Genomic DNA, 21,420 nt, shown 5'->3' on the forward strand with positions numbered 1-21,420 from the left:
AGATGAAGAGGAAATTGCCAGGAATTTCGGACTGCGCTAAGAAAGATTATGCCTACATTTTTCTTATAAAAATCAGTAAAACTGGGCTTCTGCAAGGAAACTAATGATAAATAGAAGCTGGGCATAAGGAAAATTATACCTACATTAACATAAGCTGCCGAACGAAGTGTCAGAAGTATCTGCCAGCTCAGGATGAACTCTCTATTCAGCTATTCCATCACCGGAGCAGAAGATAATGCGATCATCGAATCCCTGGCAGAAACGGCAAAGGCAAACCATGCCAATCCGAGAATCTACTTTCAGTATCTGATCGATCGCATGATGGACAGAAACAGATCTGCCCGCATTACAGAATCGTTTCTGAAAGAACTGATGCCCTGGAGCGATTCCTATCATGAATATGAAGCCGGTAAGAAGCGAGAGATCGTTGATTACATGGGAACCGGTCCAGACAAGCCTCCGAAGGTCCGGGTTGTGGATGGAAAGAAGAAATTGATACAGCCATCTGCGTAAATCAGATTCGCCATCAAAAGGCGATCGAGCTTTACTGACCCAGCACTGGGTTCTTTAAAGTCCGGTCGCCTTCGCGCTCATTATATTGTCCTGCTCTTATGAAATAAGTTCACCCTGTATTAGACGCTTACTTCTAGTATGTCATCGTGCCGTTGATGGTATATCCGCCCCAATTGTATTCGGCACTCTTGAAATATACTTTGTGGACTGTTCTTTCAACTCTGTTATCAGTGAAGACAGCAGTTGCCTTTCCTCCTCCTTCTGCTGCCATTCCCCAAGTAGTCAGCTGTGTTTCAGAGCTGTCAACCGCCCGGAAATTTACTTTGTCAGTTTTACTCCCCGTTTTCACCAGGTTTACAAAGAGATACCTTCCATGGCAATAAGCATCGAGGTAATATTCCGCGAGTTTCTGTTGTGCAGGAATATAGAAATTTACCAGATTCACATCTGTATCTCTAGCAAGAACCGGCACACAGAAGATAGAAAGCGAAAGCAATACCACGTTGAGGACTCTTCTGAGTTTCCTCATAATCGTCCCTTTCCTAATCCTGAATCTGATGTCAGAGAAATTGAATGAATCAATACTGTCCCGGGAGAATATCCCGGGATTCATTGAATGCCGGTTCTTCTCATCATAACCTCCATTCTTCTTCGATCTATGTGACTATATCAATTCTGTGCAATCTCATATTCAACATGCATTTTTATTGAATTGTTAGCATCGAATTGGAACAGATTCCATAAATACATTATCTATTTCATTCGTGTTCATATGCATAGTTTACTTCATTGTCGCAGTTTCTTTTATGCATGTTATCCCGATAATCAGCAACTTATCACAAGGGATTTCAGATAGTATCTGGAATCCAGCACTGAGTTTTATCTCTATTCTTCGTTATGATGCAGAACAGCGAATGCCACGAACTCCTCATTCTCTTTTTGAAATGAACAAGTTCCGCCATATCTGGACGTAATTGATCGTATTGCCGAAAGTCCGAATCCGTGGCTTTCTGAATTCTTTACTTCAGCAGTGTCTGCTTCTGCTGAATTTTCTATTTTCACTATAAACCTTTCTCTGTTTGAGAAAATTTCCAGCTTTATGCGTCGTTCTGCCCCGATATGTTCGATTGCATTATCCATCAGATTGACTAGTAGAACATAAAGATCATCATCCGTCACGAATGGTTTCTCCGGAATATTCAGCACATAGCTCACTTCGATTTGATTCTGTGCTGCTTTATGACGTTCTGCATTCAAGATCAGATTGACTGCAGAACTTGGAGTCGATACCGGAATATCCGTCTCTTTCAGCTTTTCGGATAATGCTATGATGTTTTCATCGTCCGCATACTGATTCTGAAGGAGCGTGATCACATGTGATAAGTCATGACGAAGAGAAAGCAAGTCTGACTGCGCACGTACTTTGCCTTTTGCCGATAATAGCTCGGAAGAAATCATCATATTTTCTTTCTGCTGTTGCTGCAGCAGTGTATTTCTCTGATTGAAATGTACAAGCACCACGATTACCAGCAATGATAATGTGCCGATGCAGACAATAGTAACCGCAAGACATGCAGGATTATAAGCTTTATAGAAGAGCATCGCTTCAATAGAATCAATGATTGCAACACACAGAATAAGCATGCTTCCGATCAGATACTCCTCAAGTGCATTCAGCTGAATAACCGATTTCTTCTTCAGGACTCTTGCTATTGCTGAAAACATAAAGGTTTCAGCAATCTTTGTCAGAATAGTCATCTGCACAGAATATGAACTCACCAGCCTTGGTCCATCAACTTCATGGAACAGAATAATCGATCCCATCACGGTAATAGTTGTATTGAAAACAGCAACCAGCAAGTCTGGCAGCACAGCAAGAATCAGGCATTGGCTGAATCTTTTTTTTGAAGCCGCAAGCAAGCACATGATTCCAGCCCCATCCACAATCAGCTGATAAAATCCAAGTGTAATCGATACTCGATTTGCATATTGCACGAAAATGAAGGTGAAAATCCAGTATATTCCGCATGCGATCAGTTTCTGCCTGGAGGAGCTATCTGAAACACGATAAAACAGGGCGGCGAATAGGAACGTCTCATATAAATTGATTACCGTATTAAAAGTATTCATAATCTGCTTGCCAGGAATTGATCGAACTTCTCCAGAACTGCTTTTTTCCTTGATCTTGAGATCTGAAGCTTTTTCCCATCACTCAATATGCAATTCATCCCTCTGACATCCTGCACATAGCTGAGATTAACCACACAGAATTTTGAGATCTGAATAAACTGATCAGATGGGACCTGTTCTAATGCTGACTTCAGTGTTTTCCGTGTCTCTATTTCTTTGCCATCCTGAAAGGCAATCGTCAGATTATTTCCTGAAATTTCCAGAAATAAAATCTTTGCCAGCGGAATACGACGATTATCGCTCATCTGAAAAAAGCCGAGATAACATGTTCTGAAGTATTTATCAAATGCTTTTCTGAGATCTTCTTCCAGATGATCTTTCCTGACAAAATAAAACGTGTTGATTTCAAACGCACTGAATACGAGATCATTGTGATTGGTACAGAAGATCATTTTGCTGAACGGATAAGATGCCGACAGCTTACTGGATAACTCAAATCCGGATATCTCCGGCATATCAATATCGATGACAAAGATATCAAACGGCATCTCCGGAAGTAAATCCGAACTCAGAAATGAGGAACAGCTAAATGGAATATTTTCCTTTTTCGAAATCGAATTGATCTTTTCATTGATTATTTCAATATCATTCTTTTCATCATCAATGATTGCGACTTTTAAAGGCTCCATACAATCCCCTCTTTCTGCAATAATACCTGAATCGCTGTAATAGTGAGCAGATATACCGCAATTCTTACAAAGATTCTGTCATAAAGTGATAGTATCGCCATCATAAATGGAAGTATCAGAAGCAGAATTGTTTTTCCTGATAAACCTGGAACATTCAATTTCAATCTTATGGATTGTCTGAATGTCTTTCCCTTTCTGCTTTCTTTTGCCAGGAAGCAGAAAGAAGCAACTCCAAAGCTTGAAATAAAGCATATCTGATTGATTAACCGAACAGATACCATGCATGCATAATATATTATCAGTCCTGTGCAGACACATCTCGGCAATGTTTTTGCATGCAGCCCGCCAAAATAATGCCGAAGCGCAGAAGAAAGCAGGATATAAAACGCCACCGTACCTGTTGTATTCAAAATGAAAGACAATACAAGGATAGGAAAAAAATCAGCCGCATCACATAAGACTACTAGGATCCCTCTGAATAGATTCTCTCTATCAGTATCACTCAATTGCAGCTGTGAATCGATTTGATCCGCGATATGGTCTGCCAGTTTTTCAATCATTGATTTCAGTTTAACAGACAGAGTAAACCGTTCATCACGTTTTTCGCCATTTCATCACAAGCCATCACTGAAGTCAGTTTTCTCAATTATTATTTAAATTATGAAATCCATTTCAGCTTATTTATTTTCACTAATAGCTCACTTTATGATCTTCGTTGGAAAAGCTGAATCCGCCTCGCTTTCCTTCCACGGTTTTTATCAGCCAGATTTTCGGAAATATCGAAGGATTGAGAAACCTGAAGGTCTGAATAACTTTGAACATCACTGCAAGTGATCGTGGCTATATAACTTCTGGCTTTTAGGCATTAGATTCAATGAATCATGTCAGAATTTGCAAGTCCACCTAGCCTCTGGTTTTACAACGCATCTCAGCCTGAGAGTTTCACGATGACATTAACTTTGAGAATCTATTTACCTCACAAGCATGGATAGTCCTTTTCATGGAACGGTATGGGATATCGGCTGATTCAGACATGATCATTCCTATCGCAAGCAGCGATATCACCTTTCTGAAGAGGGAGGCCTATTCTCATGAATGCACTCAATCCTTCAGATGAAAAGAACACCTGATCATATAAAACAACTTGCGGCAGAAAACGTTCTTAGAACTTCAGAAACGCATGCTGCCAGGATCTGGTCTGGAAAGGAGCACTCATGTCTCATTCAAAAAAAGAGAAACGAGCTTTACGTCTTGCAATTATCATTTCAGCCGGATTCATTGCTCAGTGGATCATGATTCTCGACATGAAGAGGAATTATGGGACACAGTATATCAGCATGTTTGACTGGTATATCCTCAATTATTCTGCAGCGAATCTGATTCCTAACTTCATGATCTGGGGGATTCCCCTGCTATGCGGATTTCTGAATGGGAATATGTTTGTGTTCTATCGTTCTGCTGCCCAGTATCTGTTTGTGCGAACTCCTCAGAAACCTTTCCTTCTCTGGAAAAGAAATGAAGTAATCAGAAATACCGCTCTGGATGTGGTTCTGTTTTTTCTGAGTGCGGCTGGATGTCTCTTTATTACGATGAAGTCCGCCGATCCATCGATGGCAGCGGTGGTATCAATTCCTTCTTCCAGAGTCGAGTTTTCTCTGGCCTATTTCAGTCATCCTTTTATCTTTATCAGCTACTATGTGGCAGTGATCTGCATTTTCAATATTGCATTCGCTCTTTGCGGGTTTCTGATCTCGACCTATTCTTCTAACGGTGTCCTGATCCGCTGTACCCCATTTCTGATCATGATTCTCGATTCGATTATCGCCACCTCGATTTCTGGAATCGGAACATTGGTGAATTATTCAGATTCGGCTCAGATCCTTGTCCGAAACAGTTCGCTCGGATTTGCAATGGATAGTCTGTTTCGTCTTCTGATTCCGATTCTTCTTGTGATTCTGCTATGCCGTGTCATTCGCAAGCGGTCAGACCAGGACATCACGATATGAAATGGATTCTGAAATTCAGGATGACCAGGATCCTCTTGCTATGCAATCTGGTACTGATCGCTTCCGTATTGATTCCAGGGTTAAGTTCTCCGGTTGCTGAAATGCTCTCGATCTATTACACCGATAGCATCTTCACGCTGATTCCGATCCTCATGATGATCATCAATGAGACGTCTGCCTATCGTTTAACACACTCACAGTATGTCCATGTACGCATGCATGGAAAGCGTGATGCCATGTTCACCATGGTGGAGCTGGATCTGCTGATCTGCTTCTTGTATTTTCTGATCAGCTTCATTCCTCTGCTGGTGTTTGATCTTTTTGCAGGCAGTATCACCAATTGGTCATTCTGCATGATGAAGATTCTGCTATGGTCATGTTTCTGGACACTGCTGAAAGATTTTCTCTTCTGCATGTCTGGCAGATACGTCAATGCACTGCTGATCACTCTTACAGCAGAATTGTTTCTGCATTTATCGAAGGAGTCAATCTATTCGAATACACCCCGCTGTCTCTTGCAATGCTATGCGGGTGTCTTGGCTTTGCAATTGCAATCATTCTGAATGCCGGAAAAGGAGGTAGCGAGGATGCCGGAGATTGAGATCTGCGGACTATGCAAAGGATTCAATGGGCTTATCATATTCGACCATGCAGACATGCATGTGACAGGCGGAAAGATCATCGGACTGACTGGTCCGAACGGAAGCGGAAAGTCGGTTCTGCTCAAATGCATCTGCGGCCTTATGACTCCGGATGCTGGCAGAATCATGATTAATGGAAAGCCTGTTCTGCGCACGGACGTCTATCAGAATAATATCGGCGTCAGTATCGAAAAGCCTTCTTTCATTGAATCATTTTCCGGATTGGAGAATCTGAAATATCTGGCAGGATTCCGCAAAAAGGTCACAAAAGAAGAGATGCTTCAGTGGATGAAGACTTTCGGAATCTATTCAGCAAGAAATATGCCGGTCGGAAAGTATTCCCTTGGAATGAAGCAGAAGCTTGCGATCATCCAGGCAATCATGGAAGAACAGCAGATTCTGCTTCTGGATGAGGTTTCCAACAGTCTTGACAGAAAATCAAAAGAATTGCTGATGAGCCTTCTGATGAAGCTGAGAGAGGAAGGAAGACTGATCCTCTACGTCAACCATGACGCAGCAGAAGTTGAAATGCTTTCTGATGAAATCTACGAAATCGAGGAGCATCATATATGCCGCATCTGAAAAAGCTGAAGTATGCATGGCTTCTGCTGTTTCCTGCCTGCAGCCTTCTGTTCGGAAGGATTCTTTCAAAGGAGGTCAGACCGCAAGAAGAAATCACAGATGATCTGCCTATTTCCGAATCTCTGAATGTGCTGGGCACAGCTGATTCTCTGCTTCGCAACCCTGAAGAATATGCAAGCTTATTTGATTCTGATGGTACAGTAATACGATTTCGTCCGCTATCCTTCAGAACTGCCGGACGTTCGATTCTTATGAAAGTTCAGGTTGAACAGATTTATGAAGGAACTCTGAATAAGCAGGAAATTGAGATTGTCCAGGATTGCAGCATTTCTGATCTGAACTCTGATGTTCTTTCTCTTACCTGCAATTCGGGATGTCAGAAGCTTCTTGAAATCGGCGCAGAATATATCGGTGATATCAAAGGCAATTCGCTCAGCAGTGTCTATACTTTCACTACTGCGGATTTCAGCTGCTGGAAGATCTCTGATGCCTATCGGGAAGAACCAGCCTCACTTGAGATGGAGATTTCTTCTTCTATTTATGACCCTGTTCTCTACCAATTTGACACTTCCGAACTGAAAGAATTTCTGCAGCAGATCTATCCGGATGAAGAACCCCAGGAAGTGGTCAGTCGGCTGAATGACGCACAGCAGGCTTCTTATAACCGGGCAATGGTGCTTGCAGAATCTTAATGGATGAATTATCTCACGCAGAAAAAGCATCGGACAGACCAGTTCAGACAGTTTGCCCGATGCTTTTCTGCTGGCAAATCGTTTGCAGGATGATCTGCCTTCTTCCGGATCATGGATGATACAGATACCCCTTGCCCCAAGCCATCAGGATATGTTGCGGACAATCGGGATCCTGCTCAATCTTTGCACGCAGATGACGCACATGGACATAGATCGTTCCTCTGCATGCATAGGGTTCCTGAGCAAAGACTTCGCGGTAGATCTGCTCACTGCTCACGACACAGTCCGGGTGCGCCATCAGCACCGACAGGATGCCGCACTCACTTTTCGTCAGATGCAATGCCTCGCCATCCGCATAGACAATCCGGTCTTGTTGATTAAGGCGAAGATTCATATTTACTTTCTGATCAGCTCACGATATTCATCGAGCGTAAGCTCTTTCTCCATACCCGAGGAATAAGAATACTGATCGATTGACAGGGTGCCGTACTTTGCCAGTGTGCAAAGATCATCGATGGAAAGCGCATCTGCCGCATTGATGTCATAGGTCCAGCTTCCCTCATCTGTTTCAATGGAGAGCGTGCCATAGCTGGAGAACTGATTCTCCAGATCGTCTTCCTGTTCTTCCCTTCCGCCGTAAAATTCATCGATGCTTTTCTGACGCAGCTTATCTAACATTTCTGCGGCCTTTGTATCGCTGTCATCAACCTTCAGATCTATTTCCAAAGTTACGCTGCCTTCATCATCATCGTTCCACGTATAATAGGAAATCGACTGTGCATTGCTGTAATCAATCGGCCGCTCTGCCATGAAAAATCCTTTTGTCCGCCAGCCGATGCCAGCGATCGCAAATGCACTCGCCGTCAGAATCAGAAACTGGATGATCATCTTCCAGTTCGGCCGGATCGTTCTCCGATATACAAACTGCGAGACCAGGAATGCCGCAAAGATCAGGATAAACATCATGAATTCCACATCGCCTCTGAACGTGCCTGCTGCCAGGATCAGAAGACACAGTGCCGTATAAATCCGGATCACCAGCGGATATGCAAGAGTATTGTCTGAAAGCTGTTCAGCCCGCTCAAGTCTGCGGTCAAGATAATTTGCCTTCAGAAGGAGAATGGAAACCAGCAGGAACCCGATGAGGATCAGTGTCCGAGGAAGCAGGGAATCCTGCCCAAGCACATTCAGATTTACCGGCAATGCATCTGAAATAGCACTGCCCACCAGACTGCCTGTCGTGTAGACTGGTGACAGCCAGCTGATCTTCTCCAGGTCAGGAGTGCTAAGCCCTGCCACAAGGCTCGAAAACACATTTCCTGCCGTCAGCATGATCATCACCGGCAGAAAATGATACGCTCCCAGCATGACCACTCCATCCAGTGCATTGTTGGCAACCAGATATAACCCGGTATTGAACAATAGCAGGACCGCACTTCCCAGGGCCATCTCTGCTAGTGCAATCAGATAGCCAGACAGATACAGCTCCCCGTGTGCCAGCCCGATGATCGCTGGAATAATTGTTCCAAGGAAAAAGAATCCGAAACAGACAAGGAAGGCAGCAGTCATTGACGTTACCAGCATCTCTTTCCGCGTATAAGGAAGAGCTCCGTAGACATCGCAGCTCTTCTTGGTGTGCATCCAGGTGAAGAGATAAATGGGAATGCCGAACGTCAGCAGAACGCTCATGACCATGCATGCCGTAAACGTACTGGACAGAATCGAATTCATTCCGTGATCCGGTGCATAAAGAGACGGACCTGTCATGAAGGAAGACAGCGCAATCGTCATGTAGAAGATAAAGAAGAACACCAGCGGCACCCGATGATACCGCACAAGAAATCGGAAATAGCTTTTATTCATGATGCTCTCCCTTCTTTTCCACTTCATAGATAAACAGTTCTTCAAAGCTCACCGGCAGCACATCGATCAGCACCGGCTTCAGCGCTTCAATCTTCTTCTGAACCTCACTCTGACTGCCCCGGATGACCGCCTTGACGACACGCCCTTCAATCTCCAGATGCAGCACATCCAGATCCTTGAATACATCTGCCGGCACATTGCCGGCAAAGGCAGCCTGATATTTATTGATATTCTCACGGGAAGCGATCAGGTCTCCGTACGTGAGCATCACACCATCTTCCAGAATGCCATAGCTGTCGCAGATGTCTTCCAGTTCCCGCAGATTATGCGACGAAATGATTACCGTCAGTTTCTCATCCTCCACCAGATCTGCAAGAATCTGCTTGAAATGCAGCCGGGCAATCGGCTCCAGACCATCGTAAGCCTCATCCAGCAGCAATAGCTTCGGATGCGTGCAAAGCGCAAACAGCAAGGCTGCTCTTCGCTTCATCCCTTTGGACAGGTTCAGAATCCGCATCGATGGATTCAGCCCGAAGATCTCACAGTACTTCCGGAATGACGCCTCATCGAACTGATAGAGTGAAGCATAGAAATTCTTCATCGACGTAATCGTCGCCCCGATCGGATAATAAGGCTCATCACTGACAAAGGAGATGGATTGGCGGATATTCGGATCCCGGAACGTGTCATGGTCATTGAAAGAAACGGTACCTTGATCTGCTTCATAGACACCGGAGATCAGTCTCAGCAGCGTGCTTTTGCCTGCCCCGTTGACCCCGACGAGGCCAAAGACGGAACCTTCCTGTACGGCCAGATTCAATCCTTTCAGAACTTCAGTTGTTCCGAAGTTTTTATATACATTTTCAATTTTCAGCATCTGTCTTCTCCCCATATGCAGCATCTGCGCATGTCAGAATCGTCTCTTTTGCGATTCCTTCCTCTCTCCACTGTTTCATGACAGCCATTACCCGATCATCGATCATCCGTGTCTGCTTCACTTCTGCCACATAAACCCCTTTCTTCGGGATGTTATTGACATAGCCATCCTGCTCGAGCTTTGCATAAGCCTTGGCAACGGTATTAGGATTAATCCCGTTATCAATCGCCATCTGCCTCACCGATGGCAGCCGATCCCCAGGTGCCAGCACACCCGTTTCTATGAAACGCATGATCTGTGTCTCAATCTGTTCAAAGATCGGAACTTTGCTCTGAATATTCAATAAGAACATGCGGCCTCCCTTCGATCATCTGTCTTATCTGTACTATCTGATTGAACTGTACCATCTGTATTATCTGATGTCAACAGGAACAGAAAAAGCCGGATTCACAGGAATCATGACTTCCCGCAAATCCGGCTTCTTTTTTTTCGCAGATAACACCTGATCAAGTGCACTGTTCAGAAATTCTGAACAATTCGTTTTACTGAATTCTTGTGCCCGGCTCAAGACCGTTTACTTCGACGACTGCAATCTCGTCTTTGTTCTTTCCTGCCAGCAGCATTCCCTGGCTTTCTACCCCGCGGATGACTGCAGGCTTGAGGTTGGCAATCACAACGATGCTCTTGCCGATCATCTGGCCAGGCGTATAGCTTCCGGCAAGACCCGATACGATCTGACGGATATCGCCATTGCCAAGATCTACTTTCTCGATCAGCAGGGTATCAGCCTTCGGATGCTTCTCGCAGGAGAGGACCTTGCCAACCCGAAGATCCAGCTTGCCGAAATCTTCCATTGCGATTTCCGGCTTCTTCTCCGTCTCTGCTTTCAGCTTGCGCATAGCCTCCTGCTGTTTCTCTTCAATCACCGCAACCTTGGCCATGACTTCTTTCTCATCCAGTCTCCGGAAGAGAATTTCCGGAGTCGGAGTCACGGAGATCAGAGTCTCCATCCGGCCCCATTCCTGAATGGAATCATAGTCACGCTTCTGCGTATTCAGCTGATCAAGAATCTTCTCGCTTGTCTCCGGGAGATACGGTCTCAGAAGAACTGCAGAAATACGGATGGCTTCAAGCAGATTGTAGAGCACCGTAGCCAGGCGGGAAACCTTCTCGGAATCCTTAGCCAGGCTCCATGGCGTGGTTTCATCAATATACTTGTTGCTGCGATCCAGCAGCTCGAAAATCGCATCGATCGAATCAGCCACCCTGAGCTCGCTCATCTTGGCATCAACCGTCTTCACGGTTTCCATTGCTTTCTGCTTCAGTTCCTCATCCACCGGTTCAGAAACACCAGGATTCGTCACCTTGCCATTGAAATACTTGTTCTGCATGGAAATCGTGCGGTTGACGAGATTGCCCAGGTTATTAGCCAGATTGGAATTGATCCGGTCAATCATCAGCTCATAGGAAACATGACCATCCTGAGCAAACGGCATCTCATGCAGCATGATGTATCTCACCGCATCAACACCGAACAGATTTACCAGATCATCTGCATAGATGACATTTCCCTTGGACTTCGACATCTTATCCGAGCCAGTCAGCAGCCACGGATGACCGAATACCTGTTTCGACAGCGGTTCGCCAAGTGCCATTAACATGATCGGCCAGTAGATGGTATGGAAGCGGATGATATCCTTTCCGACCAGATGCAGATCTGCCGGCCAGTACTTCTTGTAGAGCTCAGTATATGGCTCATCCGGATCATAGCCAAGACCGGTAATATAGTTGGAAAGCGCATCAATCCATACATAGATCACATGCTTCGGATCAAACGAAACCGGAATGCCCCACGTGAAGCTGGTTCTCGAAACACAGAGATCCTGCAGACCCGGCTTCAGGAAGTTGTTGATCATCTCGTTCTTGCGGCTCTCCGGCTGAATGAACTCCGGATGATCTTCAATATACTGAATCAGTCTCGGCGCATATTTGCTCATGCGGAAGAAGTATGCTTCTTCTTCCATCGGCTTGACATCAGAACCGCAGACCGGGCACTTTCCATCTGCCGTCAGCTGGCTCTTTGTATAGAATGCCTCGCACTCCTGACAGTACATTCCCTTGTACTTGCCTTTGTAGATATCACCCTGGTCATACAGCTTCTTGAAAATATGCTGCACCGACCGCTCATGATCCTCATCCGTCGTGCGGATGAACTTGTCATAAGAGAGATTCATGACATCGAACTGCTGACGGATCTCTGCAGATACTTTATCCACGAACTCTTTCGGGGATACGCCTGCCTGCTTTGCCTTCTCTTCTACTTTCTGACCATGCTCATCTGTTCCGGTCTGGAAACGGACATCATAGCCGATCTGCCGCTTGTAGCGGGCAATGGAATCTGCCAGTACGATTTCGTAGACATTTCCGATATGCGGTTTGCCGGAAGTATAGGCAATCGCAGTAGTAATGTAATAAGGTCCCTTATTCTCCATGGTTTCCACCTCCCTGGAATTTCAAAAAGAAAAACGCCCTGCGAAAGGACGCCTTGCACGCGGTACCACCTTTGTCTTGCCTGATTGCTCAGACCACTCCATGCGCGTTAACGGGCAATCCCCGGACTCTGCTCTTCACAGAATCAGCTCCAAGGCCATCTTCATCCGGATTCCTGCCGCAGATTTTCACCAGATTTCTGCTCTCTGGAAGACCTTCTTCCGGACTACTCTTCTTTTCGTCGCTTTTCGTGAAAATATTATAGTAAAGAAACGCTCCTTTGAAAAGATACGAGACGCCGAAAACCGCATAGGAATGTAATTTTTTTCACTTTCCCTCTATGAAAAAACACTTGTATGTCTTTCAAAGAAATGTTAAATTAATAACTGTATTCAAGCTCAACCAAGATTTCATGCAGAAATCGAAGTTCGATTGAAGCATGGAATTTTTGTTTAGAGGCCGAGTACAATTGAAAAGGAGATTTTTTAGAGTAATGGCTACAGGCAAGGTAAAGTGGTTCAATGCAGAGAAGGGATACGGCTTCATCACAACTGATGATGGCAAGGACGTATTCGTTCATTATTCTGCAATCCAGGGCGAAGGCTTCAAGACTCTTGATGAAGGACAGTCTGTTCAGTTCGACATCACGCAGAGCGACCGCGGCCCGCAGGCTTCCAACGTTGTGAAACTGTAAAGATAAACATCGCGCAGAAGAAGAAAAGAGACTGTGGCATCATGCCGCAGTCTCTTTTTTTCTTCTCAGAGCAGAATGATCTTCCGGAAACACTCCTCCGGATCTCTGAAGTCAGAAGTGCAGAGAATCCCGTACTTTGCCTGAGGATCCATCTCTCTCAGCCACTTCAGTGCAGCCGTTCCGGAAGCACACAGCATCTCTGAAGCAAAGAACAGAGACTCTGTCATCTCAGCCGTTGCAAGCATGCCGCAGAACTGGTACTTCAGCACCTTCGACTCTGCCCGCCATGCGTGCAGCAGCTTCACTGCTTTTTCATACTGATCCTGCTCTGCCTGTTTCCGTGCTTTCTCAGCTGCCTCCGCTTTTTTCTGTGCTCTGCCGATCTTCAGATCCATCGAGTCTGTCTGAACATTACTCTGCTGCAGCATGAATGTTCCCGACGCAAGATCGCTCTTTGCGGATTCCAGAGCAGCTTGTGCCTGGTTCTTCTCCTGGGTCAGGTTCTCCTGTTCGTGCTGCAGTGCTTCCTGTTCCTGTTTCTGATCTGCTTCCTGCTGATTCAGCTTCTGCTGCTCCGCTTCTAGCTCCAGGCGAATCCGTTCCTGTTCCGCCATCGCTTCTTTCAGTTCTTTCCGCCGCTGCTCGATTTCACGGACATAATCCCGGTGAAACAGATGATCGCGGAAACGGACCGCTTCTTTATACTGATCCAGCTGTTCCGAGTATTCTTTCGAAGAAAAGCCGCATTCACTGATCTTCTTCTCATTGCGAGACTTTTCTTCGCCAAGCTCCGTCAGCTGGCGGATCAGCTCTTTCTGCTTCGCCGCATTTTCCTTTGCAGCCTTTTCATAGTCCTCCAGCATGCGCGTGCTGGACTCTGCCCGGCGGGCACGCAGGGCATTTTCTCTGCCAAGCCAGTCATTCTGCAGCTTCACGCTGCGGCGGGCTGCCTTCAGCCGATGGACAAGCTTATGACTCTCTTCCTGCTCCCTGGCACGCTTCTGAAACACCCGTGTCGCGGCGAGATATTCCTTCTTCGCATCCGAAAACGAGACTTCTGAAGTCTCTTCCTGGATCTTCGCGCAAAGAGAAAGCATCTGCTCTTCTTCGGAAACCGGAATTGCCTCGGCTCCCATCGTCTTCTCCAGGTCCGGCTTTGAGGCAAATACCGCAATAATGCCCCAGTGTCCAAGACAGATCACGCCATTCTCATCATATAGATCATCCGGTTTCGCCAGCCGGCTGAGCACGTCGGCTTTGCGGATCGTTTCTGAAACTCTGTATCTCTGAATGGTCTCTGCAGCCATTCTCTGTTTATCTGTTCTGTTCATGTGTCACGCAAGAATCATATCACACGAGACCTCTCTGATTGAAACAGACCTCATCTAGAGGTCTGTCTGTGTTTATTTTTCTGCAGTTCTCAGCAGGACATGCGAATCGCCTTTGATCCAGTAGGTACCATCGGAATACCAGGTTGTTCCATCCACGTCCCTGGTGTCTGCCACATACACATAGATCCCGGCATTGAACCGCATATAGATGCTGCCATCATCCGATGCCCGATAGCGCACCGGCGTATCATTCAGAAGCACTTCGAGATACTGCAGCTGATCCGGGCGGTTATCTCCAAGCTCTTCCGCTTTCTTCGCCGCATCCGCATCGGCATGTTCCTTGAAATCTGCCTCTGCCTCGGATTCTTCCGCATAGACATAGACTGCTACCGACTCCAGCTGATCATTGCGATCATACGTCAGCTGCCGGTATACTGTTCCATCCGGATAATATTCATACACGCTCCGGCTCTTCGAGCTGCCATAAGCCGGATTCGATTCCGAAGCCGCCTCAATGATCAGACCATCTGAAGTCTTGGTATACGTCACCGTGCGATCCGTGGAATTGATCGGAAAATAGATCGGATAATCATAATCCCGGCTCAGCGTGACCACCGCCGGCGTCACCCCCGTATATACCTGAATCTGCTTATCATCTTCGTAGTAATACTGTGACTCGCTCTCTTCATCCCCTACCTGGCTGTACCAGCAAAGAATTCTTCCCTGATCATCAAAGATCAGCTTCGTGACAGAACCTCCCTCACTGACCCAGGTCTGGGCGTTTCCTTCCGTCTTCACATACCAAGTCTCATTCTGAGATGCCTGGCCGCTGCCCATGGACCATGAACGGATCTCCGACAGTGTCAGATCACTGACCGAACTGGAATGATCGACATCAAGTCCCTGCTCGATGGTCTCATCATACCCGAGATCGCTGTAAATCTTCTCGACGGTCACGACCGGTGCCGATGTCAGAGCCGGCTGGCTCGTGGTGTCTTCTGCTTCAGAAGACGAACTGCCGCAGCCTGCAAGCATGATGCACGCTGCCATCAGGATAATGCTCTGTCTTGTTTTCATAATCCCCTCACTGCTGATCAAGATAGAAATTCAGCGCCCCGATCAGGTTTGCCTGGTTGCCATATCTGCATACCGTAACCTCCGGCTTGCTGCAGGGAATCCAGGAACTCTCTGCAAAGAGTTCATCCAGATTTGCCCGTATCGTTTCTGTCACTTCCGGTTCTGCACTGATGCCGCCGCCAATCGCAAACCGCTGCAGCTCCAGCATCGACTGCATGGCGAAGATCCCCGCAGCACACTGCTGTGCAAAGTCCCGGAATACCTCGGCCGCATCAGCATCTCCAGCCTTGAGATCCCGGAAAAACCGTTCCCCATCCATCTCGGTTTCCGGAATGCCCTTCTTATCTGCAAAGTGTACCGTCAGGGCGTGTGCCGAGCAGTTTCCGCCCCACATACTGGTATACAGTTCTCTGTTTTTCTGAAAGATTCCTCTGAAATCCGTCGGCAGCCAGCTCAGCTCGCCAGCCCCGGAATCGCTCCCCATCCAGACCTTATGATTCAGCACGATGCCGCCGCCGATCCCGGTGCCGAATACGATGACAGCCCCGTTGGCTACGTCTTTCAATGATCCGGATTCCGCCTCGGCATATGCTGCGCATTTGCCATCATTCGCAATGACCGCAGGAACCTCGAAGATCTCTTCAAGAAACCGTTTCATATCCGTGCCATCCAGCCGATGGTAAGCTCCGGCAGTCACACATCGTCCTTCTTTGGTATTGATCTTTCCGGGCATTGAAACCGCCAGCCCATCGTACTGTCCGGCATATTGATTGCGAAGCTCCTTCAGCTTCTCTTTCAGACCGTCAGCGCTTTCCGTATCCGTCTCATGCCTGCCATAGTCTGAAAGAAAGCTGCCCGACTCACTGAGCAGTGCATGCTTGATGGATGATCCCCCGAGATCCAGGGTCAGTATCTGCTTCATGGTTCCATCATACCACGGAACATGAAACTCATCGTGCTACAATGTGATTGAGATTCAGGAGGATTTCTATCCATGAAAGAGACAACTATCATACAGGCAGACGACTCCTACACATACCTGTACCCTGCTGCAGACCTATCTCATGAAGACATGCTCGGCTGTGTCTGGGACATTCTGAAGGACGATGATATCAGCAGCCATGGCGTGATTCTCTTTCTGAGAAATCACTACACTCCGATGGAAATACCGGTACTGCCCTCCCGGGACACCTTCATCTCCCGCTACCGCAGTCTGGATCTGTCCTGCATCACGACCATCATGGAATACCATGGCGACCCGATCATGATCACTTACCGGGTTGATGATCATACTCTCGCAGTGGTCATTCCTGCTGCCTTCCGGGAAACGATCGACGATCTTGAAAAGAACGTCATCCCGGACGTCCTGGACCATAATCCGAAGAACTGACTAACAGAAAAGGCGATGATTCTATCACCGCCTTTTTCAGTTCTTCAGTTTTCTGATATCAGTACAGCTTCAGCTTTTCGGAAGAAGTCTGCTGCTTATCTTCCGCCTTTACTTCTGCAGCTGCCTGCTGATCTTCTTTCTTCGCGGTCTCATCAGACTGCGCATCATCGACTCTGACAACATCCTTCTCAATCTCTGTCACTTCATCTTCGGTAACAGAAACTGCGGACTGCTCCTGAGGCTGCGTTGCCTGCTGATAAGCCTTTGCGATCGCAGCCTGGTCATCCCAGCTGATCGCAACCGGAGTATAGCCATCGGTCGGGATATAGATATACCCAAGGAAGCCCTGACCGCTTCTCGAACTATTCGCTGCAATCCAGCCTTCGTTATAGCCGCCGAGGAATCCGCCTTCCTGCATGTAGAGCATATTCGAATCCGCATCATACTGCGTGATGTAGACGACATGGCTTGTCCAGACACCGACACTGTTAGCACGCGGCGTCTGAGAGACTTCATATCCCATCATCATCGCGTTGTAGAACCATTCTCCGGCATTGCCGAGAGACGGAAGTGCATATCCGGTAGATTGATATACCAGCTGCCATGCAGACCATGTGCAGTTGGACCATCCGCCGTAGTAAGGATTGCCTGCTGTATAAGTAGTGATTCCATCTCCTTCTTCAGCGTTGATGAACGCGAAGGAAGGCTGCGTACCCGCCAGGAGGAATAACGAGATTCCTGCCGCGAAAATTGTCTTCAGGAGCTTTTTCATACACCAGTAGTTTTAACATAAAGCAATGTAAGCGCGCAACATCGCATTATGTGAAAATACTTTCATATTCTCTCTTCCACAAAGTTATTTTCATTTGTTTCATAGAGAGAATGTACCCTGCTGATGATTACTTCGCGTTGAATACGTATCGATCCAGACGATTAAATGCCTCTTTTACCCGGCTGGTCGGCAGCGCCAGATTCATGCGGATCCCATACGGATCATGGAACGGTCTGCCATCCTGCCAGAGAACGCCATACTCCACGCCCTTGCGCTGCAGCTGCTCGATGGTCATATTGTGCTCCTTGCACCAGTCTTCGCAATGCAGGAACAGCATATAAGTTCCTTCCGGCTTGGACAGCGTGACTCCCTGGAATTTATCCTTGATGAAGTCATAAGCAAAGTTGACATTGTCGCTGAGCACGGACTTCAGTTCATCCGTCCACTCCATGCCCTCATCCTTGTACGCACCGATCAAGGCATGCATCCAGAGTACATTCATCGAATCATAATGACACAGCGAAGACTCCTTGTTGACCCGGTCTCTGAGCCATGGGTTGTAGATGATGTCATACGAACCCACCAGACCAGCAAGATTGAACGTCTTGCTCGGCGCATATTCTGCGGCCGTATGCATCTTCGCATACTCATTGACTGACTGGGTCGGGGTATGGACATGCCCATTCAGCATCAGATCGCTCCAGATCTCATCAGAGATCACCCAGACCTGATGTCTCTCGAAGATTTCCATAGCCTTGACCAGTTCTTCCTTCGTCCAGACTCTTCCGCACGGATTATGAGGATTGCAGATGATTGCCGCATGGATATGCTGTTCGGAAATCTTCTTTTCCATATCTTCATAATCCATGCGCCAGACACCATTCTCATCCTTCACCAGCGGAGAAAGCACCATATCATAGCCATTATTCGTCAGTGCATGCGTGAAGCCGATATACGTAGGGCTGTGCAGAAGAACTTTATCACCCTTGGAACAGAGCACATTCAGAGCACTCACGACCCCGCCAAGCACGCCATTCTCGTAGCCGATGTTCTCAGGCTTGATGCCTTCCACATGATTGCGGACAGAATGCCAGCGGATAATCGACTGATAGTACTCCTCCGTCGGGCTGAAATACCCGAACGCAGGATGCGCAACCCGCTTCTGCATCTCTTCCAGAATCGTCGGGCAGGTCGGAAAGTTCATGTCGGCAACCCACATCGGAATCCGGTCGAATCCCTCTCTGGTCTCGCCCTGAGGTCCTCCTTTTTCCGGAACATCTACAGCGATGCTGTCCTTGCCATGCCGGTCCATAACGCTCGTGAAATCGTATTTCATATGATCCTATCCTTTCCTTTTTCTTTTTTAAAAGCGGAGAGTACTCTCTCCGCAGACGATTGCTACTGCTGCTTTCCGGCTTCGATGCTGCCGTTTTTTGTGACATCTTTCTGCACATTGATCTCGAGAAGCTTTGCATTGAGCTCTCCTTCGATCCGCTGAAGTTCCTCTTCTGCAGCCTGCCGTTTCTGGTGGCCTTCCTTCTGGATCTCCAGGACTTCATCCAGCGTCTTGATCAGTTCCTCATTCGTATGCTGGAGCGTCTCGATATCGACAATTCCACGCTCGGATTCCTTTGCAACATCCACCGTTGCCTGATGCAGCGTCTCGGCATTCTTCTTCAGCAGATCGTTGGTCATATTCGTGACCGCACGCTCTGCCTCCATCGCTTCCTTGCTGTGATCGATGCCAAGGGCCAGCACGATCTGGTTCTTCCAGAGCGGAATCGTATTGACCAGCGTGGACTGGATCTTTTCGGTCATCAGCGTGTCATTGTTCTGAAGCAGGCGGATCTGCGGTGCCATCTGCACGCTGATCTGTCTGGTCAGTTCCAGATCATAAAGCTTCTTCTCGAACCGATCGCATGCCTGGGCAAGATCATTCGCTGCCTGCGCATCCTCCGGGAGACCGCTCTTATTTGCCTTGGCTACTAACTCCGGCAGTTCATTCTGACGGATTTCCGCAAGCTTCTTCTTGCCGGCCAGAATATACATAGACAGCTCTTTCGTATTCTGTGCATTCTTGTCATACAGCTGATCCAGCAGAGCAATGTCCTTCAGCAGCTGAATCTGATGATCTTCCAGAATTGAAGCAATCTTATCGACATTGACTTCTGCCTTGTCATACTTCGCCTTATACTGCGAAACTTTATCTCCGCTCTTCTTGAACAATCCGCCGAAGAATCCCTTGTTTTTCTCTTCATCCGGAGCTGTGCTCTTCAGTTCCTGAACCAGTGTCGTCATCAGATCGCCGATCTCTCCGAGGTCTTTCCCTTCTTCGGTTCTTCCTGCTTTTCTTCTTCCAGATTCTGAAGCTGGGTCTGCTGTTCTTCCTTCACTTCCTCAGGGGTCAGTGTCAATGTGATTTTCTGTTCCTGTGCCTGTGTCTCACTCATCAGATCGATCCTTCTTCTTTCTCTTGTCTGTTTCAGTATATCATGGACGCGGATTCACACCTGTGCCATTTTCAGCAGGGATCTATGCTGAGAACCAAGTCTTTCCAAGAAAAACATGAACATTTTCTGAAACACGATTCCAGCTTCTATGATCCGGAACCAGCGATCAGTAATTGCTGAATCCAGCTCACAGGCTTTTCACGCAGAAAAAAAGTGCATTCCCGGATTCCGGAATCGCACTTCAATCGGTTTCAGTTCTGATCTTCGTACATGTCGTAGACGCGGGATACAGAAGTATGATTCTGAATCGCATCAATCGTCTCAGCAAGCACATCAGCCATGGAAAGCTGAACAATCTTCGTGGTCTTAGCCTTCTTCTCAGGGCTCAGCGGAATCGTATCAGAAATCGCGAGCTCGTCAATCGGAGAACGCTCTATCTTCTCGATTGCATCTCTGGAGAAGACACCATGAGTGATGCCCACATAGATGTGCTCGGCTCCATTCCTCTTCAGCATGTCGCATGCCGCACAGAGAGAACCAGCCGTATCGCAGATATCATCCACGATCACGCAGTCCTTGCCATTCACATCGCCTATGATGCTCTGAGCTTCCACTTCATTCGGACGCGGTCTGCGCTTGTCGACAATCGCAATCGGCGCATGCAGGATGTTTGCCATTCTGCGTGCTCTGACTACTCCGCCATGGTCCGGAGATACGACGACTACTTTATCCGGGTCAANATTCTTGTTGCGGAAATATCTTCCGAGCAGCGGCATTGCGGTCAGATCATCAATCGGGATGTTGAAGAATCCCTGGATCTGTGCTGCATGCAGATCCACCGTTACAATCCGGTCTGCGCCAGCAGTCTGCAGCAGATCTGCGACCAGCTTGGACGTGATCGGCTGATGAGCATCAGCCTTGCGGTCCTGGCGCGCATAGCCGTAATACGGCATGATGACATTGATTTCTCCGGCACTGGCACGCTTCAGCGCATCAATGCAGACAAGAACTTCCATCAGGTGTTCGGTCACCGGCGGGCAGGTACTCTGAATGATGAATACTGAGCGTCCGCGCACAGTCTCCTGCGGTGTAACCATGATCTCCCCATCTGCGAAATGTTCGACCTTGATTTTGCCAAGCGGCAGGCCCAGATCTTTAGCAATTGCAGCTGCCAGATCAGTGCTGGATGTAAGAGCGAAGATGACCGTTTCCTTAACCATGTT

25 protein-coding genes and 1 other annotated feature are annotated in these 21,420 nt (G+C 47.3%); of the genes, 8 read left to right on the forward strand and 17 right to left on the reverse strand.

Annotated elements, in window-relative coordinates:
• Window positions 1–192 precede the first annotated feature (192 nt).
• On the forward strand, window positions 193–513 hold the full coding sequence (locus FYJ51_RS06880; protein WP_105305122.1) for a transposase domain-containing protein: 321 nt from the start codon (window positions 193–195) through the stop codon (window positions 511–513).
• Window positions 514–646: 133 nt separating this feature from the next.
• Here FYJ51_RS06880 and FYJ51_RS06885 read toward each other — a convergent pair whose 3' ends face one another.
• The 4 genes from FYJ51_RS06885 to FYJ51_RS06900 all read right to left on the reverse strand — a co-directional run bounded on the left by FYJ51_RS06885 (window position 647) and on the right by FYJ51_RS06900 (window position 3,892).
• A complete protein-coding gene (locus FYJ51_RS06885) occupies window positions 647–1,042 on the reverse strand; it encodes a hypothetical protein (RefSeq protein ID WP_135358122.1) in 396 nt (131 codons plus the stop codon).
• 356 nt (window positions 1,043–1,398) lie between these two features.
• Window positions 1,399–2,238, reverse strand: a complete 840-nt coding sequence (locus FYJ51_RS06890; protein WP_205946228.1) for a GHKL domain-containing protein — start codon at window positions 2,236–2,238, stop codon at window positions 1,399–1,401.
• A gap of 401 nt (window positions 2,239–2,639) precedes the next feature.
• A complete protein-coding gene (locus FYJ51_RS06895; RefSeq protein ID WP_154504445.1) occupies window positions 2,640–3,332 on the reverse strand; it encodes a LytR/AlgR family response regulator transcription factor in 693 nt (230 codons plus the stop codon).
• Window positions 3,320–3,892, reverse strand: coding sequence for an accessory gene regulator B family protein (locus tag FYJ51_RS06900; RefSeq protein WP_154504447.1), 573 nt, complete (start codon window positions 3,890–3,892; stop codon window positions 3,320–3,322). The genes FYJ51_RS06895 and FYJ51_RS06900 overlap by 13 nt, the downstream gene beginning before the upstream one ends.
• 100 nt (window positions 3,893–3,992) lie before the next feature.
• On the opposite strand from FYJ51_RS06900, the gene FYJ51_RS13930 reads away from it, so the two are divergent.
• From FYJ51_RS13930 to FYJ51_RS06925, 5 genes are all read left to right on the forward strand, one after another.
• Window positions 3,993–4,166 carry a cyclic lactone autoinducer peptide gene (locus FYJ51_RS13930; protein WP_154504449.1) on the forward strand — a complete coding sequence of 58 codons (174 nt, stop codon included), beginning with the start codon at window positions 3,993–3,995 and terminating at the stop codon, window positions 4,164–4,166.
• A 380-nt stretch (window positions 4,167–4,546) separates the two neighbouring features.
• Complete coding sequence (locus tag FYJ51_RS06910; protein ID WP_154504451.1) at window positions 4,547–5,338, forward strand: hypothetical protein; 792 nt, start codon at window positions 4,547–4,549, stop codon at window positions 5,336–5,338.
• The gene (locus FYJ51_RS06915) at window positions 5,335–5,901 is read left to right on the forward strand and encodes a hypothetical protein (protein WP_154504453.1); all 567 of its coding nucleotides are present in this window, start codon (window positions 5,335–5,337) and stop codon (window positions 5,899–5,901) included. The genes FYJ51_RS06910 and FYJ51_RS06915 overlap by 4 nt, the downstream gene beginning before the upstream one ends.
• Window positions 5,902–5,925: 24 nt before the next feature.
• Window positions 5,926–6,561, forward strand: a complete 636-nt coding sequence (locus tag FYJ51_RS06920; protein ID WP_205946230.1) for an ATP-binding cassette domain-containing protein — start codon at window positions 5,926–5,928, stop codon at window positions 6,559–6,561.
• Window positions 6,549–7,253, forward strand: a complete 705-nt coding sequence (locus FYJ51_RS06925) for a hypothetical protein (RefSeq protein ID WP_154504457.1) — start codon at window positions 6,549–6,551, stop codon at window positions 7,251–7,253. The genes FYJ51_RS06920 and FYJ51_RS06925 overlap by 13 nt, the downstream gene beginning before the upstream one ends.
• Before the next feature lie 109 nt (window positions 7,254–7,362).
• Here FYJ51_RS06925 and FYJ51_RS06930 read toward each other — a convergent pair whose 3' ends face one another.
• The 5 genes from FYJ51_RS06930 to metG form a co-directional block, all read right to left on the reverse strand.
• Window positions 7,363–7,647 (reverse strand): winged helix-turn-helix domain-containing protein, encoded by a 285-nt coding sequence (locus FYJ51_RS06930; protein ID WP_154504459.1) that lies wholly within the window; start codon window positions 7,645–7,647, stop codon window positions 7,363–7,365.
• Window positions 7,648–7,649: 2 nt separating this feature from the next.
• Window positions 7,650–9,116: a hypothetical protein gene (locus tag FYJ51_RS06935; protein ID WP_154504461.1), complete on the reverse strand. Its 1,467-nt coding sequence runs from the start codon at window positions 9,114–9,116 to the stop codon at window positions 7,650–7,652.
• On the reverse strand, window positions 9,109–9,993 hold the full coding sequence (locus FYJ51_RS06940; protein ID WP_167836405.1) for an ABC transporter ATP-binding protein: 885 nt from the start codon (window positions 9,991–9,993) through the stop codon (window positions 9,109–9,111). The genes FYJ51_RS06935 and FYJ51_RS06940 overlap by 8 nt, the downstream gene beginning before the upstream one ends.
• Window positions 9,980–10,345, reverse strand: coding sequence for a GntR family transcriptional regulator (locus FYJ51_RS06945; protein ID WP_105302478.1), 366 nt, complete (start codon window positions 10,343–10,345; stop codon window positions 9,980–9,982). The genes FYJ51_RS06940 and FYJ51_RS06945 overlap by 14 nt, the downstream gene beginning before the upstream one ends.
• 190 nt (window positions 10,346–10,535) lie before the next feature.
• Window positions 10,536–12,485 (reverse strand): methionine--tRNA ligase, encoded by a 1,950-nt coding sequence (gene metG / locus FYJ51_RS06950; RefSeq protein ID WP_154504463.1) that lies wholly within the window; start codon window positions 12,483–12,485, stop codon window positions 10,536–10,538.
• Window positions 12,486–12,526: 41 nt separating this feature from the next.
• Window positions 12,527–12,734, reverse strand: a binding site (T-box leader).
• Window positions 12,735–12,976: 242 nt separating this feature from the next.
• Between metG and FYJ51_RS06955 the strand changes: the two genes are divergently transcribed.
• Window positions 12,977–13,177: a cold-shock protein gene (locus FYJ51_RS06955; protein ID WP_105302475.1), complete on the forward strand. Its 201-nt coding sequence runs from the start codon at window positions 12,977–12,979 to the stop codon at window positions 13,175–13,177.
• 65 nt (window positions 13,178–13,242) lie between these two features.
• Here the strand turns inward: FYJ51_RS06955 and FYJ51_RS06960 are convergent, their stop codons facing one another.
• From FYJ51_RS06960 to FYJ51_RS06970, 3 genes are all read right to left on the reverse strand, one after another.
• Window positions 13,243–14,484 (reverse strand): coiled-coil domain-containing protein, encoded by a 1,242-nt coding sequence (locus FYJ51_RS06960; protein ID WP_205946231.1) that lies wholly within the window; start codon window positions 14,482–14,484, stop codon window positions 13,243–13,245.
• A gap of 96 nt (window positions 14,485–14,580) precedes the next feature.
• Window positions 14,581–15,585: a hypothetical protein gene (locus FYJ51_RS06965; RefSeq protein WP_154504467.1), complete on the reverse strand. Its 1,005-nt coding sequence runs from the start codon at window positions 15,583–15,585 to the stop codon at window positions 14,581–14,583.
• A 7-nt stretch (window positions 15,586–15,592) separates the two neighbouring features.
• Entirely contained in the window at window positions 15,593–16,507 is a 915-nt protein-coding gene (locus FYJ51_RS06970) for an ROK family protein (RefSeq protein WP_154504469.1), read from the reverse strand.
• 72 nt (window positions 16,508–16,579) lie between these two features.
• Here FYJ51_RS06970 and FYJ51_RS06975 point away from each other — a divergent pair, with 72 nt between their 5' ends.
• The gene (locus tag FYJ51_RS06975; RefSeq protein WP_154504471.1) at window positions 16,580–16,975 is read left to right on the forward strand and encodes a hypothetical protein; all 396 of its coding nucleotides are present in this window, start codon (window positions 16,580–16,582) and stop codon (window positions 16,973–16,975) included.
• 58 nt (window positions 16,976–17,033) lie between these two features.
• On the opposite strand, the gene FYJ51_RS06980 is transcribed toward FYJ51_RS06975, so the two are convergent.
• The 5 genes from FYJ51_RS06980 to FYJ51_RS07000 all read right to left on the reverse strand — a co-directional run bounded on the left by FYJ51_RS06980 (window position 17,034) and on the right by FYJ51_RS07000 (window position 21,417).
• Window positions 17,034–17,747, reverse strand: coding sequence for a CHAP domain-containing protein (locus tag FYJ51_RS06980; RefSeq protein WP_154504473.1), 714 nt, complete (start codon window positions 17,745–17,747; stop codon window positions 17,034–17,036).
• Between the two features lie 127 nt (window positions 17,748–17,874).
• Window positions 17,875–19,083, reverse strand: a complete 1,209-nt coding sequence (locus tag FYJ51_RS06985; protein WP_154504475.1) for a MalY/PatB family protein — start codon at window positions 19,081–19,083, stop codon at window positions 17,875–17,877.
• Window positions 19,084–19,145: 62 nt separating this feature from the next.
• On the reverse strand, window positions 19,146–20,045 hold the full coding sequence (locus FYJ51_RS06990; protein WP_154504477.1) for a toxic anion resistance protein: 900 nt from the start codon (window positions 20,043–20,045) through the stop codon (window positions 19,146–19,148).
• Window positions 20,045–20,197, reverse strand: a complete 153-nt coding sequence (locus FYJ51_RS06995) for a hypothetical protein (protein WP_154504479.1) — start codon at window positions 20,195–20,197, stop codon at window positions 20,045–20,047. Before FYJ51_RS06995 ends, FYJ51_RS06990 begins: the two co-directional genes overlap by 1 nt.
• Window positions 20,198–20,448: 251 nt before the next feature.
• Window positions 20,449–21,417, reverse strand: coding sequence for a ribose-phosphate diphosphokinase (locus FYJ51_RS07000; protein WP_154504481.1), 969 nt, complete (start codon window positions 21,415–21,417; stop codon window positions 20,449–20,451).
• Between the last annotated feature and the right edge of the window lie 3 nt (window positions 21,418–21,420).

The organism is Stecheria intestinalis (assembly GCF_009696165.1).
GTDB lineage: Bacteria > Bacillota_I > Bacilli_A > Erysipelotrichales > Erysipelotrichaceae > Bulleidia > Bulleidia intestinalis.

Excerpts from the sequence above, each read along its gene's own strand:
- FYJ51_RS06895 (WP_154504445.1), bottom strand. The coding sequence starts at position 3,332 with ATGGAGCCTTTAAAAGTCGCAATCATTGATGATGAAAAGAATGATATT.
- FYJ51_RS06915 (WP_154504453.1), top strand. The coding sequence starts at position 5,335 with ATGAAATGGATTCTGAAATTCAGGATGACCAGGATCCTCTTGCTATGC.
- FYJ51_RS06935 (WP_154504461.1), bottom strand. The coding sequence starts at position 9,116 with ATGAATAAAAGCTATTTCCGATTTCTTGTGCGGTATCATCGGGTGCCG.
- FYJ51_RS13930 (WP_154504449.1), top strand. The coding sequence starts at position 3,993 with ATGAAATCCATTTCAGCTTATTTATTTTCACTAATAGCTCACTTTATG.
- FYJ51_RS06890 (WP_205946228.1), bottom strand. The coding sequence starts at position 2,238 with ATGTTTTCAGCAATAGCAAGAGTCCTGAAGAAGAAATCGGTTATTCAG.
- FYJ51_RS06985 (WP_154504475.1), bottom strand. The coding sequence starts at position 19,083 with ATGAAATACGATTTCACGAGCGTTATGGACCGGCATGGCAAGGACAGC.
- FYJ51_RS06960 (WP_205946231.1), bottom strand. The coding sequence starts at position 14,484 with ATGGCTGCAGAGACCATTCAGAGATACAGAGTTTCAGAAACGATCCGC.
- FYJ51_RS06920 (WP_205946230.1), top strand. The coding sequence starts at position 5,926 with ATGCCGGAGATTGAGATCTGCGGACTATGCAAAGGATTCAATGGGCTT.
- FYJ51_RS06955 (WP_105302475.1), top strand. The coding sequence starts at position 12,977 with ATGGCTACAGGCAAGGTAAAGTGGTTCAATGCAGAGAAGGGATACGGC.
- FYJ51_RS06930 (WP_154504459.1), bottom strand. The coding sequence starts at position 7,647 with ATGAATCTTCGCCTTAATCAACAAGACCGGATTGTCTATGCGGATGGC.
- metG (WP_154504463.1), bottom strand. The coding sequence starts at position 12,485 with ATGGAGAATAAGGGACCTTATTACATTACTACTGCGATTGCCTATACT.
- FYJ51_RS06965 (WP_154504467.1), bottom strand. The coding sequence starts at position 15,585 with ATGAAAACAAGACAGAGCATTATCCTGATGGCAGCGTGCATCATGCTT.
- FYJ51_RS06995 (WP_154504479.1), bottom strand. The coding sequence starts at position 20,197 with ATGAGTGAGACACAGGCACAGGAACAGAAAATCACATTGACACTGACC.
- FYJ51_RS06990 (WP_154504477.1), bottom strand. The coding sequence starts at position 20,045 with ATGACGACACTGGTTCAGGAACTGAAGAGCACAGCTCCGGATGAAGAG.
- FYJ51_RS06945 (WP_105302478.1), bottom strand. The coding sequence starts at position 10,345 with ATGTTCTTATTGAATATTCAGAGCAAAGTTCCGATCTTTGAACAGATT.
- FYJ51_RS06980 (WP_154504473.1), bottom strand. The coding sequence starts at position 17,747 with ATGAAAAAGCTCCTGAAGACAATTTTCGCGGCAGGAATCTCGTTATTC.
- FYJ51_RS06880 (WP_105305122.1), top strand. The coding sequence starts at position 193 with ATGAACTCTCTATTCAGCTATTCCATCACCGGAGCAGAAGATAATGCG.
- FYJ51_RS06940 (WP_167836405.1), bottom strand. The coding sequence starts at position 9,993 with ATGCTGAAAATTGAAAATGTATATAAAAACTTCGGAACAACTGAAGTT.
- FYJ51_RS06975 (WP_154504471.1), top strand. The coding sequence starts at position 16,580 with ATGAAAGAGACAACTATCATACAGGCAGACGACTCCTACACATACCTG.
- FYJ51_RS06900 (WP_154504447.1), bottom strand. The coding sequence starts at position 3,892 with ATGATTGAAAAACTGGCAGACCATATCGCGGATCAAATCGATTCACAG.
- FYJ51_RS06970 (WP_154504469.1), bottom strand. The coding sequence starts at position 16,507 with ATGAAGCAGATACTGACCCTGGATCTCGGGGGATCATCCATCAAGCAT.
- FYJ51_RS06925 (WP_154504457.1), top strand. The coding sequence starts at position 6,549 with ATGCCGCATCTGAAAAAGCTGAAGTATGCATGGCTTCTGCTGTTTCCT.
- FYJ51_RS06910 (WP_154504451.1), top strand. The coding sequence starts at position 4,547 with ATGTCTCATTCAAAAAAAGAGAAACGAGCTTTACGTCTTGCAATTATC.
- FYJ51_RS06885 (WP_135358122.1), bottom strand. The coding sequence starts at position 1,042 with ATGAGGAAACTCAGAAGAGTCCTCAACGTGGTATTGCTTTCGCTTTCT.